The sequence below is a fragment of the Methylobacterium sp. ME121 genome (assembly GCF_000974725.1).
GTDB lineage: Bacteria > Pseudomonadota > Alphaproteobacteria > Rhizobiales > Beijerinckiaceae > Methylobacterium > Methylobacterium radiotolerans.
Genome location: NZ_BBUX01000019.1, coordinates 1 through 15,262 on the forward strand (window position 1 = coordinate 1; position 15,262 = coordinate 15,262).

14 protein-coding genes are annotated in these 15,262 nt (G+C 73.0%); 11 read left to right on the forward strand and 3 right to left on the reverse strand.

The genetic code is table 11. The annotated features are described in order from the left end of the window. Positions 1 to 121 precede the first annotated feature (121 nt). The 9 genes from ME121_RS14300 (at position 122) to ME121_RS14340 (ending at position 9,232) form a co-directional block, all read left to right on the forward strand. Complete coding sequence (locus ME121_RS14300; protein ID WP_012317659.1) at positions 122 to 316, forward strand: AtzG-like protein; 195 nt, start codon at positions 122 to 124, stop codon at positions 314 to 316. Then, positions 313 to 1,713 (forward strand): AtzE family amidohydrolase, encoded by a 1,401-nt coding sequence (locus ME121_RS14305; RefSeq protein WP_024831029.1) that lies wholly within the window; start codon positions 313 to 315, stop codon positions 1,711 to 1,713. Before ME121_RS14300 ends, ME121_RS14305 begins: the two co-directional genes overlap by 4 nt. Then, positions 1,710 to 2,093 (forward strand): oxalurate catabolism protein HpxZ, encoded by a 384-nt coding sequence (gene hpxZ / locus ME121_RS14310; protein ID WP_053622030.1) that lies wholly within the window; start codon positions 1,710 to 1,712, stop codon positions 2,091 to 2,093. The genes ME121_RS14305 and hpxZ overlap by 4 nt, the downstream gene beginning before the upstream one ends. Positions 2,094 to 2,201: 108 nt before the next feature. Continuing rightward, on the forward strand, positions 2,202 to 3,824 hold the full coding sequence (locus ME121_RS14315) for an ABC transporter substrate-binding protein (protein ID WP_012317662.1): 1,623 nt from the start codon (positions 2,202 to 2,204) through the stop codon (positions 3,822 to 3,824). Positions 3,825 to 3,894: 70 nt separating this feature from the next. Beyond that, entirely contained in the window at positions 3,895 to 4,848 is a 954-nt protein-coding gene (locus tag ME121_RS14320) for an ABC transporter permease (RefSeq protein ID WP_059409042.1), read from the forward strand. A gap of 14 nt (positions 4,849 to 4,862) precedes the next feature. Next, positions 4,863 to 5,798, forward strand: a complete 936-nt coding sequence (locus ME121_RS14325) for an ABC transporter permease (protein ID WP_059409063.1) — start codon at positions 4,863 to 4,865, stop codon at positions 5,796 to 5,798. Continuing rightward, on the forward strand, positions 5,795 to 6,850 hold the full coding sequence (locus ME121_RS14330; RefSeq protein ID WP_012317665.1) for an ABC transporter ATP-binding protein: 1,056 nt from the start codon (positions 5,795 to 5,797) through the stop codon (positions 6,848 to 6,850). Before ME121_RS14325 ends, ME121_RS14330 begins: the two co-directional genes overlap by 4 nt. Positions 6,851 to 6,858: 8 nt before the next feature. Continuing rightward, on the forward strand, positions 6,859 to 7,884 hold the full coding sequence (locus tag ME121_RS14335; protein ID WP_043073152.1) for an ABC transporter ATP-binding protein: 1,026 nt from the start codon (positions 6,859 to 6,861) through the stop codon (positions 7,882 to 7,884). 88 nt (positions 7,885 to 7,972) lie between these two features. Then, positions 7,973 to 9,232, forward strand: coding sequence for a hypothetical protein (locus ME121_RS14340; RefSeq protein ID WP_012317667.1), 1,260 nt, complete (start codon positions 7,973 to 7,975; stop codon positions 9,230 to 9,232). Here the strand turns inward: ME121_RS14340 and pdxR are convergent. Further along, positions 9,204 to 10,745, reverse strand: coding sequence for a MocR-like pyridoxine biosynthesis transcription factor PdxR (pdxR, locus tag ME121_RS14345; RefSeq protein WP_059409044.1), 1,542 nt, complete (start codon positions 10,743 to 10,745; stop codon positions 9,204 to 9,206). The two genes, ME121_RS14340 and pdxR, sit on opposite strands and share 29 nt — an antisense overlap. A 98-nt stretch (positions 10,746 to 10,843) precedes the next feature. Here pdxR and ME121_RS14350 point away from each other — a divergent pair, with 98 nt between their 5' ends. Continuing rightward, entirely contained in the window at positions 10,844 to 11,470 is a 627-nt protein-coding gene (locus tag ME121_RS14350) for an FMN-binding negative transcriptional regulator (protein ID WP_012317669.1), read from the forward strand. Next, complete coding sequence (locus ME121_RS14355) at positions 11,467 to 12,183, forward strand: GNAT family N-acetyltransferase (RefSeq protein ID WP_059409045.1); 717 nt, start codon at positions 11,467 to 11,469, stop codon at positions 12,181 to 12,183. Before ME121_RS14350 ends, ME121_RS14355 begins: the two co-directional genes overlap by 4 nt. Positions 12,184 to 12,189: 6 nt before the next feature. Here ME121_RS14355 and ME121_RS14360 read toward each other — a convergent pair whose 3' ends face one another. Together ME121_RS14360 and ME121_RS14365 are read right to left on the reverse strand one after the other, a co-directional pair. Continuing rightward, entirely contained in the window at positions 12,190 to 13,737 is a 1,548-nt protein-coding gene (locus ME121_RS14360) for a GMC family oxidoreductase (RefSeq protein WP_012317671.1), read from the reverse strand. Next, on the reverse strand, positions 13,734 to 15,161 hold the full coding sequence (locus tag ME121_RS14365; protein WP_059409046.1) for an alpha/beta hydrolase: 1,428 nt from the start codon (positions 15,159 to 15,161) through the stop codon (positions 13,734 to 13,736). Before ME121_RS14365 ends, ME121_RS14360 begins: the two co-directional genes overlap by 4 nt. Positions 15,162 to 15,262: the final 101 nt, after the last annotated feature.

Sequence of the window (15,262 nt, forward strand, 5' to 3'; positions counted from 1 at the left end):
AATACCCCATCTACGCTCTGGGCAGATCGCCCGGCCAGCGGGCGGAGGCGCCGGGGCGCTCGCGGCACGGGGCCTGCTAGCCGCGATCGATGCGACCCGTGCGGTCGGCTTGAGGAACGCCATGCCCGAGACATCCCCCCCGTACGAACCCGAGAGCTACGCCGCGGCCGCGGCGGCCCTTCTCGGCCTCACCCTCGATCCGGCGTGGATCGCGCCGGTGACCGCGAACCTGCGCGTCCTGGCCGCCGCGGCCGAGTTGGTGGAGGCCTTCCCGCTCGCCGACGAGATCGACGCGGCGCCGAGGTTCGAAGCGTGAGCGCGAGCAGCCCCGCGACGGCCGCCACGATCGCCGCAGCGGTCGCGGAGGGTCGAACCACCGCGCGCCAGGTCGTCGCGGCGGCGCTCGACCGGATCGGCCGATTGGACGGCCGGGTCGGCGCCTTCACCGACGTGCTGTCCGCCCGCGCCCTGGCCCGGGCCGACGCGCAGGACGCGGCGCTGCGGAACGGGTCGCCGCCGGGCCCGCTGGCCGGCGTGCCCTTCGCGGTGAAGAATCTGATCGACATCGACGGCCTGCCCACCCGCGCCGGATCGAAGATCAACCGGGAGCGGCCGCCGGCCGAGCGGGACGGCGCCCTGGTCCGGCGCCTGGAGGCCGCGGGGGCGATCCTCGTGGGCGCCCTCAACATGGGCGAGTACGCCTACGACTTCACCGGCGAGAACATCCACGACGGCGACGCCCACAACCCGCACGCCCTGGATCACATGACCGGCGGCTCGTCGGGCGGCTCGGGCGCGGCCCTCGCCGCCGGGATGGTGCCCCTGACCCTGGGCTCCGACACGAACGGCTCGATCCGCGTCCCGGCCGCCTTCTGCGGCTGCTTCGGCCTCAAGCCGACCTACGGCCGCCTGTCGCGGGCCGGGAGCTTCCCGTTCGTGGGCAGCCTCGATCATCTCGGGCCGATGGCGCGGAGCGTGACCGACCTCGCGCTCGCCTACGACGCCATGCAGGGTCCCGATCCGGACGATCCGGTGGCGACGCTCCGCCCGGCCGAGCCGGTCCTGCCCGGGCTCGACGCGGGCCTGGACGGGCTGCGCGTCGCGGTGGCCGGCGGCTATTTCGCCCGCGGCGGCGATCCGGAGGCCTTCGCGGCGGTGGCGCGCGCGGCCGAGGCCCTGGGCGCGCGGCGCACGGTCGAGCTGCCGGAGGCGCACCGCGCCCGCGCGGCCGCGTACCTGATCACCGCGGCCGAGGGCGCGACGCTACACCTCGACCGTCTCCGCACCCGGCCGCAGGATTTCGACCCGGCGGTGCGCGACCGGCTGATCGCCGGGGCGATGATCCCGGCGCCCCACGTGGAGCGGGCGCAGCGCTTCCGCCGCTGGTACCGGGCGCGGGTGCTCGCTCTGTTCGAGACCGTCGACGTGATCCTGGCCCCGGCCACGCCCTGCCGCGCCCCGCGGGGCGGCCAGACCCACTTCGTCCTCGACGGCGTGACGCTGCCGGTGCGCGCCAATATCGGGGTCTTCACGCAGCCGATCTCCTTCATCGGCCTCCCGGTCGTGGCGGCGCCGATCCGGCTCGACGCCGGGTTGCCGCTGGGGGTCCAAGTCATCGCCGCTCCCTGGCGCGAGGATCTCGCCTTGCGCGTGGCGCACCACCTCGAACGAATGGGCGTCAGCGCGTCGCCCGTCGCGGAGCTTGCCCGATGATCATCGACGATCCCGCCGTGAAGGCCGAAGTCGAGGCCGCGTTCCGGGCCTACGAGACGGCGCTGACCACCAACGACGTCCCCACCCTGGAGGCGCTGTTCCGGGACGATCCGCTGACCATCCGCTACGGGATCGGCGAGAACCTCTACGGCATGGACGCGATCCGCGCCTTCCGCCGGGCCCGCTCCCCGGTGGGCCTGGAGAGGACCCTGGCGCAGACGCAGATCACCACCTACGGGCGCGACTTCGCCACCGCGATGACGCTGTTCACCCGCGCCAGCGCGCCGGGCAAGATCGGCCGCCAGAGCCAGACCTGGGCGCGCTTCCCGGAGGGCTGGCGGGTGGTCGCCGCCCACGTGAGCCTGATCGACGCCGCGTAGGCGCAACCGGCCCGCGCCCCCGCGGCGGGGCGTGTGGCCGCGGGCTTGCATAAGGTCGAGCGTATTCCGTGCCGTCTGGCGCGGACCAACGCGAGTACCCGACCCAAGATGCTGTCCCGTCTGAGAAAACTCGGCGCCCGTGCGGCGCTGGCCGGCGCCCTGGCGCTCTCCGCGAGCACCGCTGCCCTCGCGCAGGGGACGCTGCGGATCGGCATGACCGCCTCCGACATCCCGCTGACCACCGGCCAGACCGACAACGGCGGCGAGGGCATGCGGTTCATGGGCTACACGGTCTATGACGGGCTCATCAATTGGGACCTGTCGAGCGCCGAGCTGGCCTCCGACCTCGTGCCCGGCCTCGCCACGAGCTGGGGCGTCGACGCCGCCGACAAGACCAAGTGGACCTTCAAGCTCCGGCCGGGCGTGAAATTCCACGACGGCTCGGACTTCACCGCCGACGCGGTGGTCTGGAACCTCGACAAGCTCCTGAAGGCCGACGCGCCGCAATACGACCCGCGCCAGTCCGCGCAGGGCAAGACCCGCATCCCGGCGGTCGCGAGCTACCGCGCGGTCGACCCGCTGACCGTCGAGATCACCACCAAGGCCCCCGACGCGACGCTGCCCTACCAGATCGCCTGGATCATGATGTCGTCGCCGGCCCAGTGGGAGAAGCTCGGCAAGTCCTGGGACGCCTTCGCCAAGCAGCCCTCGGGCACCGGCCCGTGGAAGCTGACCCTGTTCGCCCCGCGCGAGCGCGCCGAGATGGTCCCGTTCAAGGAGTACTGGGACAAGGACCGCGTCCCGAAGCTCGACAAGCTCGTGCTGATCCCGCTGCCGGAGGCCAATGCCCGGACCGCGGCCCTGCGCTCCGGTCAGGTGGACTGGATCGAGGCGCCCGCGCCGGATGCCGTGGCCTCGCTCAAGAGCGCCGGCTTCACCATCGTCACCAACGCCTACCCGCACAACTGGACGTGGCATCTGTCGCGGGTCGAGGGCTCGCCCTGGAACGACATCCGCGTCCGCAAGGCGGCGAACCTCGCCATCGACCGCGAGGGCCTGAAGGAGCTGCTCGGCGGCCTCGCCATCCCCGCCAAGGGCTTCATGCCGCCCGGCCACCAGTGGTTCGGCCACCCGACCTTCGACATCAAGTACGATCCGGAGGCCGCCAAGAAGCTGCTGGCCGAGGCCGGCTACAGCCCGGCCAAGCCCCTGAAGATCAAGGTCGCGATCTCGGCCTCCGGCTCGGGCCAGATGCAGCCGCTTCCGATGAACGAGTTCGTCCAGCAGAACCTCGCGGACGTGGGGATCCAGGTCGACTACGAGGTCGTGGAGTGGAACACCCTCATCAACATCTGGCGGGCCGGCGCCAAGGCCGACATCTCCCGCGGCGTCTCGGCGATCAACTATTCCTACTTCATCCAGGACCCGTTCACCGGCTTCATCCGCCACCTGCAGTGCAATTTCGCTCCGCCGAACGGCACGAACTGGGGCTATTACTGCGACCCGGCGATGGACAAGCTGTTCGATCAGGTCCGCAACACCTTCGACAAGGCCGAGCAGACGAAAGTCCTGGAAAAGGTTCACGAGAAGTACGTCGACGACGCGCTGTTCGTCATGATCACGCACGACGTCAATCCGCGGGCGATGAGCCCCAAGGTGAAGGGCTTCGTCCAGGCGCAGAACTGGTTCCAGGATTTCTCGAAGATCACGATGGCGACCGCGGGGCGGTAGCGAGACGCGGCTCTCCTCCCTCGCGCGGGGAGGAGAGCCCTTACGGTCGGGCGTGACAACAGGGCCTTGAATGCTGCTCTACATCCTCAAACGGCTGGTCTACGTGACGCCCGTGGCGTTCGGGGTCAGCGTCGTCTGCTTCCTCCTCGTCCACCTCGCGCCGGGGGATCCCCTCAGCGCGGTCCTGCCCGCCGACGCCACCCAGGCCACCATCGACGAGATGCGGGCCGCCTACGGCTTCGATAAGCCCCTGCCGGTCCAGTACCTGATCTGGCTCTGGCACGTGCTGCACGGCGATCTCGGCACCTCCATCGCCACCGGCCGGCCGGTGCTCGGCGAGGTCAGCCGCGCCGTGGTGAACTCGCTGATCCTCGCCTCCGTGGCGACCGTGATCGGCTTCACCTTCGGCACCCTGTTCGGCTTCGTGGCGGGCTATCACCGCAACTCGCTGGCCGACCGCGCGGCCTCCGCCGTGTCGGTCTTCGGCGTGAGCGTGCCGCATTACTGGCTCGGCATGGTCCTGGTGATCGTGTTCTCGGCCAATCTCGGCTGGCTGCCGCCCACCGGGGCCGGGCCCGACGGCTCCAGCAACTGGCGCCCCGACTTCGAGCACCTGCGCTACCTGATCCTGCCGGCGATCACGATGTCGGTGATCCCCATGGGCATCATCGCCCGCACGGTCCGGGCGCTCGTGGCCGACATCCTGTCCCAGGACTTCGTCGAGGCCCTGCGCGCCAAGGGCATGGACGAGCGCGGCGTGTTCCGCCACGTCGTGCGCAACGCCGCCCCGACGGCGCTCGCCATCATGGGCCTGCAGCTCGGCTACCTGCTGGGCGGCTCGATCCTGGTCGAGACCGTGTTCGCGTGGCCCGGCACCGGCTTCCTCCTCAACGCCGCGATCTTCCAGCGCGACCTGCCCCTGCTCCAGGGCTCGATCCTCGTGCTGGCGATGTTCTTCGTGGTCCTCAACCTGCTGGTGGACGTGATGCAGACCGCCCTCGACCCGCGCATCGAGCGCGCCTGAGCCGGAGCCCGATGATGACCGCTCCCGTCACCGCGGCCTCCGTCGCCCTCGACGGCGGCGTGCTCGCCGCCGAGGACGTGGCCCACGGGCCCGATGCCGCCTTCGCCCCGTCGCGGGGCTTCTGGGGCCATGTCGGCCACCGGCTCGTGCGCGACCCCGTCGCCATGGGCGCGGGCGCCGTGATCCTGATCGTCGTGCTGATCGCGATCCTGTCGCCCTGGATCACGCCCATGGACCCCTACAAGGGCTCCATGCTGCGCCGCCTCAAGCACGTGGGCGACGCCACCTACTGGCTGGGCTCGGACGAGCTCGGCCGCGACATGATCAGCCGGCTGATGCTGGGCTCGCGGCTGTCGCTGTTCATCGGCGTCACCCCGGTGCTGATCGCCTTCGTGATCGGCTCCGGGATCGGGATCCTCGCCGGCTACGTCGGCGGCTGGACCAACACGATCCTGATGCGCACCATCGACGTGTTCTTCGCCTTCCCGTCGGTGCTGCTGGCGATCGCGCTGTCCGGCGCGCTCGGCGCCGGCATCTTCAACTCGATCGTGTCGCTGACCTGCGTGTTCGTGCCCCAGATCGCCCGCGTCGCCGAGAGCGTCACCACGGGCATCCGCAAGCGCGACTACATCGACGCCGCCAAGCTGTCGGGCGCCTCGGCCCTGACGATCATGCGCGTGCAGGTGCTCGGCAACGTCGTCGGGCCGATCTTCGTCTACGCGACCAGCCTGATCTCGGTGTCGATGATCCTGGCCTCCGGCCTGTCCTTCCTCGGCCTCGGCGTGCGGCCGCCCGAGCCCGAATGGGGCCTGATGCTCAACACCCTGCGCACGGCGATCTACGTCAACCCGGTCGTGGCCGCCCTCCCGGGCGTCTGCATCTTCATCGTCTCGATCGCCTTCAACCTGTTCTCGGACGGCCTCCGGTCCGCCATGGAGATTCGCCAGTGAGCGTCATCCCGGACGCCCCCGACCCGTTCGCCCGCGACCGCGGCGGACCCGCCCAGCCGCTCCTCTCGGTCTCGGGCCTCGTGAAGCACTTCCCGGTCCGCAAGGCCGGCGGCAAGCGCCAGGTGGTCCGCGCGGTCGACGGCGTCGACTTCGACGTCCTGAAGGGCGAGACGCTCGGCATCGTCGGCGAGTCCGGCTGCGGGAAGTCGACCACCGCCAAGCTGCTGATGGGCCTCATCGAGCGCGATTCCGGCACGCTGCTGTACGACGGCCAAGCGGTCGGCGAGCGCGCCATGCCCTGGCGGTCCTACCGCCGCCAGGCCCAGATGGTGTTCCAGGACAGCTACGCGTCGCTCAACCCGCGCATGACCGTCGAGCAGTCGATCGCCTTCGGCCCGAAGGTCAACGGCGTGCCCGCCCGGGAGGCGGTGGAGCGCGCCCGCGGGCTGCTCGCCCGGGTCGGCCTGGAGCCGAAGCGCTTCGCCGGCCGCTACCCGCACGAGATCTCCGGCGGCCAGCGCCAGCGGGTGAACATCGCCCGATCCCTCGCCCTGGAGCCGCGGCTGGTGCTCCTCGACGAGGCGGTCTCGGCGCTGGACAAGTCGGTGGAGGCGCAGGTCCTGAACCTGCTCCTCGACCTCAAGGCCGAGTTCGGCCTGACCTACATCTTCATTAGCCACGACCTCAACGTCGTGCGCTTCATCTCCGACCGGGTCATGGTGATGTATCTCGGCCGGGTCTCCGAGATCGGCCCGTCCGACACGGTGCTGGACGCGCCGGCGCACCCCTACACCGAGGCGCTGCTCGCCTCGATGCCGTCGCTCGATCCCGACAACCGCACCCAGGCGGCGCTGCTCGCGGGCGACCCGCCGAACCCGATCGACCCGCCCGCGGGCTGCCGCTTCCACCCGCGCTGCGCCCTGGCGGAGGACGTCTGCGGCCGGACGGAGCCGCCCCTCGACACGATCCGGCCGCTGCACCGCGTCGCCTGCCTCGCCCGGCAGCCCGGCTCGGGCCACTCCGCGGCCCCCGCGGGCGCGCTGGCAGCATGAGTACCCCGATGTCCGGTTCAGAACCCGCGGTCGCCCTGAAGGACCTGCGCGTCGCCTTCGGCAAGGTCCAGGTCGTCGACGGCGTCGACCTGACCCTGGAGCGCGGCCAGGCGCTGGCGCTCATCGGCGAGTCCGGCTCCGGCAAGAGCGTGACCCTGCGGGCGATCCTGCGGCTGTTCCCGGAGGGGCGCAGCCGGATCGAGGGCGGCATCCGGGCCGCCGGCAAGGACGTGCAGGCGCTGACCCGGCGCCAGCTCGCCGATTTCCGCGGCGGCGACGTCTCGATGATCTTCCAGGAGCCGCTGCTCGCCTTCGACCCGGTCTACACGGTCGGCCGGCAGATCACCGAGGCGATCCTGCGGCACGAGACGATCTCCAGGGACGAGGCCCGCAAGCGGGCGCTCGCCCTGTTCGAGCGGGTGCGGATCCCGAGCCCGGAGCGGCGCCTCGACAACTACCCGCACGAGATGTCGGGCGGGATGCGCCAGCGGGCCATGATCGCGCTCGCGCTGGCCTGCCGGCCGCAGGTGCTGCTCGCCGACGAGCCGACGACGGCGCTCGACGCCACGGTGCAGATCCAGGTGCTGCTGCTCCTGCGCGAGCTGCAGCGCGACCTCGGCCTGTCGATCGTGATCGTCACCCACGACCTCGGCGCGGCCGTGGAGGTCGCCGACCGGATCGCCGTGATGTACGCGGGCAAGATCGTCGAGACCGGCACGGCGCATCAGGTGGTGCTGAACCCGCACCACCCCTACACGATCGGCCTGCTGCGCAGCCGGGCGGAAGGGGCGCTCGCCAAGGGCTCGCGGCTCGAGACCATCCCGGGCAGCCCGCCGGATCTCGCGAACCGCCCGCCGGGCTGCCCGTTCGCGCCGCGCTGCTTCCTGGCCGAGGAGCGCTGCCGCCGCGAGATGCCGCCGGTCGCCGAGATCGCGCCCGGCCACCGGGTCGCCTGCTGGCGGACCGAGGAGGCCTCGGCGGCCTACCGGGCCGGGCCGACCCCGGTGCGCGCCGCCGAGCCGGTCCCGGCCTGACCTCGACGCCCCCGCGCCGAGGCTTTATCCGGCTCGGCGCGGTCCCGCGGCGGCGGACCGCGTCCGAACCGGCCGCGCGGGCGTCACGATGAGCCAAGTCCTATCCGGGCCAGTCCCGTCCGAGATCCTGCTCGTTCCCCGGGGCGAGGCCGGGCACTTCCTGCCGGCGGCCCTCGGCTGGCTGGGCAAGCGGGTCACCGTCACCGCCCAACCCGGCCCGGCGAACCACGTCCTCTGCCTGCCGGTCCTCGATTTCGTGCGCCTCGGCTTCCCGGAGGCGAACGGGCGCCTCGACCTCCTCGAACCGGGGGATGCCGAGAACCTCCGCGCCGGGCGCGCCGCGCTGCTCCTCGACCTCTCGAACGAGGGGCCGGGCCTGCACGCGCCGACCTTCGAGGCACTGCACCGGAACCTCGAAGAACGCGCGATCCCGCGCGAGCGGGTGATCCTGGTCACGCAGAACCGGCTGCTGCGGCTCGACTACGAGCGCCTCTACGGCGAGGGCCTGCGGTTCTGGATCTTCGAGTTCTTCCCGCTCCAGGTCGCCCTCTGGCTGGACGACGCCGCGGGTCCGCGGCTCTTCCCCCAGCATCCCCTCGACCGCACCGGCTACGCGCCCTTCGCCCGCGCCGCCGGCCCGGCCCGGTTCCTCTGCCAGAACGCGGCCCTGCGCTGGCACCGGGTGCTGCTCTACCGCTGGTTCCAGCTCAGCGGGCTGGACCGGGACGGGCTGATCTCCTTCCACGGCATCGGCGAGGACAACCCGAAGGCCGGCGGCATCAACGTCTTCCACGCGCCGCCGGAGATCGAGGCGGCCTTCGGGCCGCTGCTCGCCGATGTCGGCAGCTGGATCCCGCGCCGGGCGCGGCGGATCGATGCCGATCAGGGCACCGACATGGTCATGACCCTGGACACCCGCGCCTACGCGGCGTGCGACCTCACGGTCATCTCGGAGACCGACTTCTTCGAGCCGGGCGTCGAGCGGATCACCGAGAAGTCCCTCAAGGCGGCGGCGACGGGCCTGCCCTTCGTGACGGTGGGCGCGCCGCGCGCCGTGGAGCGGCTGTCCGAGCTGGGCTTCCAGACCTTCGGCGGCCTGATCGACCACCATTACGACCTCGTGCCCGACCCGGCCGAGCGCCTGCCGCTCGTGTTCCGGTCGATCGAGCGCGCCTGGGCCGCGTGCCGGGACGACCGGGCACGCTGGCATCGCCTCGCCCGGGAACAGGCCGAGGCCAACGTGGCCCACGCGCGGCGCGGATTGCTGCCGCAGCTCGAGCGGGTGATGGTCGCGCCGCTGATCGAGCGGCTGAACCGGTTCATGGAGACGGGCGCGATCGTGCACTGAGCGCGTCTCGAGGGTGGCCGTTCGGACGGGGATCCGGCGCACCGCGCAGGGTCTCCGCCAAGCGCCGCACGGCCGGCTCGATCGCCCGCTCCGGCACGGCGGCGTAGCCGAGGAGCAGGCCCGGCTCCGCCGGCCCGGCGTGGTAGGCCGAGAGCGCGACCGCCGAGATCCCCGCGCGCCCGAGCGCCGCCGCGGCGGCCACGTCGCCCAGGGCCGGGCCCCAGGCCGGTCCCGGCCGGGCGATGACGTGCATCCCGCCCTCCATGGCGGCGACCGCCGCGACGTCCCCGGCGTGGCGGCGCGCGGCCTCGATCAGCGCCTCCTGGCGCAGGGCGTAGAGGCGGCGGGTCCGCCGGAGATGACCGGCGAGGTGTCCGTCCTCGATGAAGCGCGCCAGCGCCCACTGGCCGATCCCGGGCGGGGCGGGGCCCGTCTCGGCCAGCGCCTGATTGACGGGTGCCACGAGGCCGCGGGGCAGCACGAGGTAGCTCAGGCCGAGGGCGGGCAGCAGCAGCTTCGAGAAGCTGCCGACGTAGATCACCCGGCCGCCGCGATCGAGGGTGCGCAGGGGTGCGAGCGGGCGCCCGGCATAGCGGTAGGCGCCGTCGTAATCGTCCTCCACGACCCAGCCCGAGACCGCCTCGGCCCAGGCCAGGAGGTCGAGGCGGTTCTCCAGGCTCATGGCGTGCCCGAGGGGGTAATGGTGGGCCGGCGTCACCACCGCGAGCCGCGCGCCGGGCGTCCGCGCGGCGGCCGGGGTCACCGACAGGCCCCCGGGACCGACCGGGACAGGGATCGGGTTCAGGCCCGCGCTGGCGAGGGCCTGCGCGATGCCGGGGAAGCCGGGCTCCTCGACCAGGGCGGCCTCGCCGGGATCCAGGAGCAGCTCGGCGAGCAGGCGCAAGCTCTGGCGGATGCCCGCGGTGACGATGACGTCGTCGGCCTCGCAGGCGACGCCGCGCGCTTGGCCCAGATAGGCGGCGATGGCGCCGCGCAGGGCCGGCGAGCCGCGCGGGTCCGGCCGCTCGGTCGGGCCGTGGCGCCATTCGGCCTGGAGCAGGCGGCCCCAGACCTCGAACGGAAAGGCGTCCTGGGCCGGCCGGCCGAGGGCGAAAGCGTCGGGCACCGCCGGACCCGCCATGTAGCGCCGCGGCGGCGCGGCCACGAGGCGGGTGCCCCGCCGGGACAGCTTCGGGGCCGGCTCGGTGCCCGGCCGCCGGAGCGGACCGGGCGCCGGCAGCGCGTCGTCCGGCAAGGTCGCGGCGACGCGCGTCGCGGAGCCCGGCCGCGCCGTCAGGTAGCCCTCGGCGGTCAGCTGCTCCAGCGCCAGGACGACGGTGCCGCGCGCGCAGCCGAGGTCGGCGGCCAGGACCCGCGAGGCCGGGAGCCGGGCCCCGCGCGGCAGCCGGCGTTCGAGGATCGCCGCGCGCAGAGCCTCCCGGAGCTGGGCGTGCAGTGGCGCCGCGGCCGCGGCGTCGAGGGTCAGCGTCAGGGGCAGGGGAGCCCGGGCCATGCAGCAAATTGGTCCAGTCGCAGTTCGAGAATTGGACCTTTCGCCTGGACCGCCGAACGGTCAAGCACGGGTCCGCACGACCGCCGCAGGACAGGCCCATGTACCAGCCGCCGCATTTCCGGGACGATTCCCGCGCCGCGCAGCACGCGCTGATCCGCGCCAACCCGCTCGGCCTGCTGGTGACCGCCGGGGCGGGTGGCCTGACGGCCAACCCGATCCCGTTCCTGCTGGACGATGCCGGTCCCCACGGGGTGCTGCGGGCGCACCTCGCCCGCGCCAACCCGCAGGGTCAGGATCTCGCCGCGGCGGAAGAGTGCCTGGTCGTGTTCCAGGGGCCTCAGGGCTACGTCACGCCGAGCTGGTACGCGAGCAAGAGCGAGCACGGCCGGGTGGTCCCGACCTGGAACTACGCCACCGTCCACGCCTGGGGCCGGCCGCGGGTGATCGAGGATGCGGACTGGCTCGGGCGCCAGATCGCCGACCTCACCGCTCTGCGTGAGGCGCCCCGGGCCGAGCCGTGGGCGGTCGCGGACGCGCCGGCGCCCTTCGTGGCCGCGCAGGTCCGGGGGATCCTCGGCATCGAGATTCCGATCACGCGGATCGAGGGGAAGTGGAAGATGAGCCAGAACAGGCCCGAGGCCGACCGACACGGGGTCATCGCGGGGCTGCGCGCCGAGGGCGAGGCGGGTCTCGCCGGGCTAGTCGCCGAGCGGAGCGGGCTGTGAGCGCGCGCCTCAACGGCTTCGGCCAGCCCATTGGCCCGGCCTTGCCGGACTGGAGCCCGCGCCCGCGTCCGCCCCGCGCGCTGATGGAGGGCCGGTTCTGCCGGCTGGTACCCCTCGACGCCGCGGCGCACGCGGACGCGCTCTACGCCACCTACAGCGCCGCCCCCGACACGCGCGGCTGGACCTATCTCGGCGACGAGATGCCGGAGAGCGCGGAGGCTTATCGGGCGCGCCTGGCGACGCAGCAGGCGAGCGAGGACCCGCTGTTCCACGCGATCCTGGATCCCGCGAGCGGCGACGCCCTCGGGATCGCCTCGTATCTCCGGATCGATCCCGGCAACGGCGTGATCGAGGTCGGCCACCTCCACTTCGGCCCGCGGCTGCAGCGGGCGCCCGCCGCCACGGAGGCCATGGCGCTGATGATGGCCCGCGCCTTCGACGAGCTCGGCTACCGACGCTACGAGTGGAAATGCGACAGCCTCAACGCCCCGTCCCGGGCGGCGGCGCTGCGGCTCGGCTTCACCTTCGAGGGCATCTTCCGCAACGCCGTGGTGGTGAAGGGCCGCTCCCGCGACACGGCGTGGTTCTCCATCACCGACGCCGAGTGGCCGCGGGTCCGCGCCGGCTTCGCGGCGTGGCTGGACCCGTCGAACTTCGACGGGGCGGGTCGCCAGCGGCGCGGGCTCGCGGACCTGCGCGTCGCCGCGGGCTGAGCCGACTCAGGGGCCGCCGGCCAGGAACGCCTCCGCGCTGCGCAGGCTGAGCGCCATGATGGTCAGGGCCGGGTTCGCCGCGAGCGAACTCGGGAAGGTCGAGCCGTCGCAGATCCACAGGTTGTCGATGTCGAAGCTGCGGCCGTGCGGGTCGACCACGGCGCTCGAGCCGTCGCGGCCCATCCGACAGGTTCCGAGGGTGTGGGCGACGCGCTCCAGCACCCAGATGTCGTCCGCCCCCGCCTCCTCCCAGAGTCCGCGCATGACCTTCGTGGCGTGCGCGTTGAGGCGGTTCTCATTGGTGCTGTAGCCGAAGCTGATCTGGGCCTTGCGCATCCCGTGCGCGTCGGTCTCGTCGGCGAGGGTCAGCACGTTGGCGTCGCAGGGCAGCGTCTCGCCGTTGATGCCGATGCCGGCGAGGTGGTTGTAGCGGTCGAGGTAGTCGAGGAGCGGCTGCCCCCACAGGCCGCGCCCCCGCGCCGCCGAGTTGCCGAAGGTCACCGGCACCACGCCGAGGCTCTGGATCAGGTAGCCGCCCGCGAAGTCGGCGCCGGCGCGGACGAAGTCCTCGGTGATCAGCGAGGACGGGTAGCCCCGGTTCATGCGCACCTCGTGGTCGAAGGTACCCCAGACCTGCGTCGCCACGTGGCCCATGTAGTTGCGCCCGATCTGGCCGCTGGAATTGGCGAGCCCGAGATGGAGCAACAGGCGCGGCGTCTCCACGGCCCCGGCGCAGAGGAAGACCGCGCCGCAGCGCTGCCGCCGCTCCGCGCCGTCCTGCCGGTAGACCACGCCGGTGATCCGGCCGTCGGCGCCGCGCTCCAGGCCGTGGACGAAGGCCTCGGCCCGGATCTCGGCGCCGCGGGCGACCGCGTAGGGCAGGTAGGTCACGTCCATGCTGGCCTTGGCGCCCGTGCGGCAGCCCTGGTGGCAGAAGCCGCAATTGATGCAGGCGTTGCGGCGCGGTCCGTCCTCGGACTGGAAGTCCCGCGAGACCACGGCGGCGGGCGCGTCCGCCCAACGGATGCCGCGGGCCTCGCAGGCCCGGGCCATGATCTGCGCCGGACCGTTGCGCGGGACCGGGGGCAGGGGATAGCGGCGGTCGGCATCCCACGGGTAGCTCTGCGCGCCCGAGACGCCGAGGAACCGCTCGACCCGCTCGTAGAACGGGAGCAGGTCCTCGTAGGTCAGCGGCCAGTCGACACCTTCCCCCGACTCCGTGTGCAGACGCAGGTCGCGGGCGTCGGCCCGGGGCACGAAGGCGCCCCAGTGCAGCGTCGAGCCGCCGACGCCGGTGCCGCTGTTGTTCGCCCCGAAGGCTTCCGGAGTCGAGCCGCCGCTCAGCCGCTCCTCGGTCCAGTAGATCTCGTCCGCGAGCGTCTCGTCGAAGGCGAAGCGCTCCGGCGTGAAGTTCGGTCCGGCCTCCAGGGCCACGACCTTCAGCCCCGAAGCGGCGAGGCGCGCGAGGAGCGGCGCGCCGCCCGCGCCGGTCCCCACCACGACCGCGTCGACGACCTCGTCCGCGCGGTAGGTCCGCATCCCCGCGAGGTTCATCGTCCCGCCTCCGTCCGCAGCGCCCGTGGCTCCCAGGGTTCCGGCGCGTCGAGCCCGACGGCGCGGAAGCCCGGCAGGTCGTCGGCGATCTCGCCCGGCCGGTCGCCGCCGGCACCGATGCCCGAGAAGCCGATCCGCGCCAGCGCTGCCGGGTGGCCGAGCCAGAGACGGACCGCGTCGGCACGGAGATCCTCGAACCAGAACCGCATCCGGTCGGCGTCGAGGCGTCCACCGAGGCTCTCCGGAACCTTCAGCCCCGCGCGCTCGCACAGGGTGAGCAGCCCGTCCTGCTCGGCCGCGTCGAGGGCGACGAAGGGGCGGTCCCGGGCGACGCGGGCGGCGGCGTCGAGGGTGCGCAGGGCGGCGCGGTAGGCCTCCGCGTCCGGCGGCAGCGCCGCGAAGCGCCAGCCATCGCCGTCGCCGGATGCCAGCCGCCGGTCGAGGCGGGCGGCCAGATCGAGGTGCGGAACCGGCATCGCGCGGGCGAGGGCGGCCCGCAGGATCGCGAGCTCCACCGCGTCGAGGGCCGCCGGTTGATAGGCGGGATCGTCCGGCGCGGCGCGCGCCGCCAGGGTGCCGCGCAGGCGGCTGTTCACCCGTTCGGAGGCGATCAGCGCCGCGTAGTCCGGCGGGACCGCCGGGCCGGCCTCCACGGACCGGCGTGGCCGGTCGCCGAGATGGGCGCGCAGGTGGTCGGCCAGGGCGGCGGGTCGCTCTAGCGGCAGGAGGTGGCCGACGCCGTCGACGGTGACGAGGTGATGGTGCGCGAGATGGGGCACCGTGAGGGACCGCTGCGCGTCCGGCCCGAGGTCGGCATCCTCGGAACCGGCCAGGATCAGCGCCGGGGTGCGCAGGATCCCGATGCGGCGGCACCAATCCTCGTTCGCGCCCTCCTCGAGCCACGCCTTCCAGGCGGCGGGCTCGGCCCGCAGGACGTCGGCCACCGCCCGCGCCTCGGTCTCCGGATCCAGGCCGTCGCCCACGTTGGCGCGCACGAAGGCCTCGGCCTCGCGGCGCCGAGTCTCGGGGTCCGCGTCGATCCAGGCGAGCATCTCGGCACGCCGGTCCTCCGGGATCGGCTCCGGGCTCGGCGGCGAGCCGGAGACCAGGATGAGGTCGGTGAGGCCCGTCAGTCCCGCCTCGCCGTCCTCGGCCCGGCGCGCGAGCGCCAGGGCCACCTTGGCCCCCATGCTGTGCCCGGCGATTCCGAACCGCGCCGGTGCCCGCGCGCGGATGGCCTCGGCCACGTGATCGGCCATCGCGGCGACGGAATAGCCCGGCGTGTCCGCGGCGTCGCCGAATCCCGGCAAGTCTACCGGCACGCAAGTCAACGGCATCCCGTCGAGGGCGCGCGCGAGACGCTCCCAACTTCGGGCACTTCCGCCCAGGAAGTGCAGGCAGAACAGGACTTCGGGTTCAGACATCGCCGAGACATCGCGCGGCGCCACAATGCTTCAAGCGTACGCGACGCCGCATGCGCGAAGTCTTGTCCCGGACCCGTTGGCCCAGTCGTGACCGCGTGCGA

Coding starts and splice junctions, on each gene's coding strand:
- ME121_RS14320 (WP_059409042.1), top strand. CDS start 3,895: ATGCTGCTCTACATCCTCAAACGGCTGGTCTACGTGACGCCCGTGGCG.
- ME121_RS14340 (WP_012317667.1), top strand. CDS start 7,973: ATGAGCCAAGTCCTATCCGGGCCAGTCCCGTCCGAGATCCTGCTCGTT.
- ME121_RS14335 (WP_043073152.1), top strand. CDS start 6,859: ATGTCCGGTTCAGAACCCGCGGTCGCCCTGAAGGACCTGCGCGTCGCC.
- ME121_RS14350 (WP_012317669.1), top strand. CDS start 10,844: ATGTACCAGCCGCCGCATTTCCGGGACGATTCCCGCGCCGCGCAGCAC.
- pdxR (WP_059409044.1), bottom strand. CDS start 10,745: ATGGCCCGGGCTCCCCTGCCCCTGACGCTGACCCTCGACGCCGCGGCC.
- ME121_RS14300 (WP_012317659.1), top strand. CDS start 122: ATGCCCGAGACATCCCCCCCGTACGAACCCGAGAGCTACGCCGCGGCC.
- hpxZ (WP_053622030.1), top strand. CDS start 1,710: ATGATCATCGACGATCCCGCCGTGAAGGCCGAAGTCGAGGCCGCGTTC.
- ME121_RS14315 (WP_012317662.1), top strand. CDS start 2,202: ATGCTGTCCCGTCTGAGAAAACTCGGCGCCCGTGCGGCGCTGGCCGGC.
- ME121_RS14365 (WP_059409046.1), bottom strand. CDS start 15,161: ATGTCTGAACCCGAAGTCCTGTTCTGCCTGCACTTCCTGGGCGGAAGT.
- ME121_RS14360 (WP_012317671.1), bottom strand. CDS start 13,737: ATGAACCTCGCGGGGATGCGGACCTACCGCGCGGACGAGGTCGTCGAC.
- ME121_RS14325 (WP_059409063.1), top strand. CDS start 4,863: ATGACCGCTCCCGTCACCGCGGCCTCCGTCGCCCTCGACGGCGGCGTG.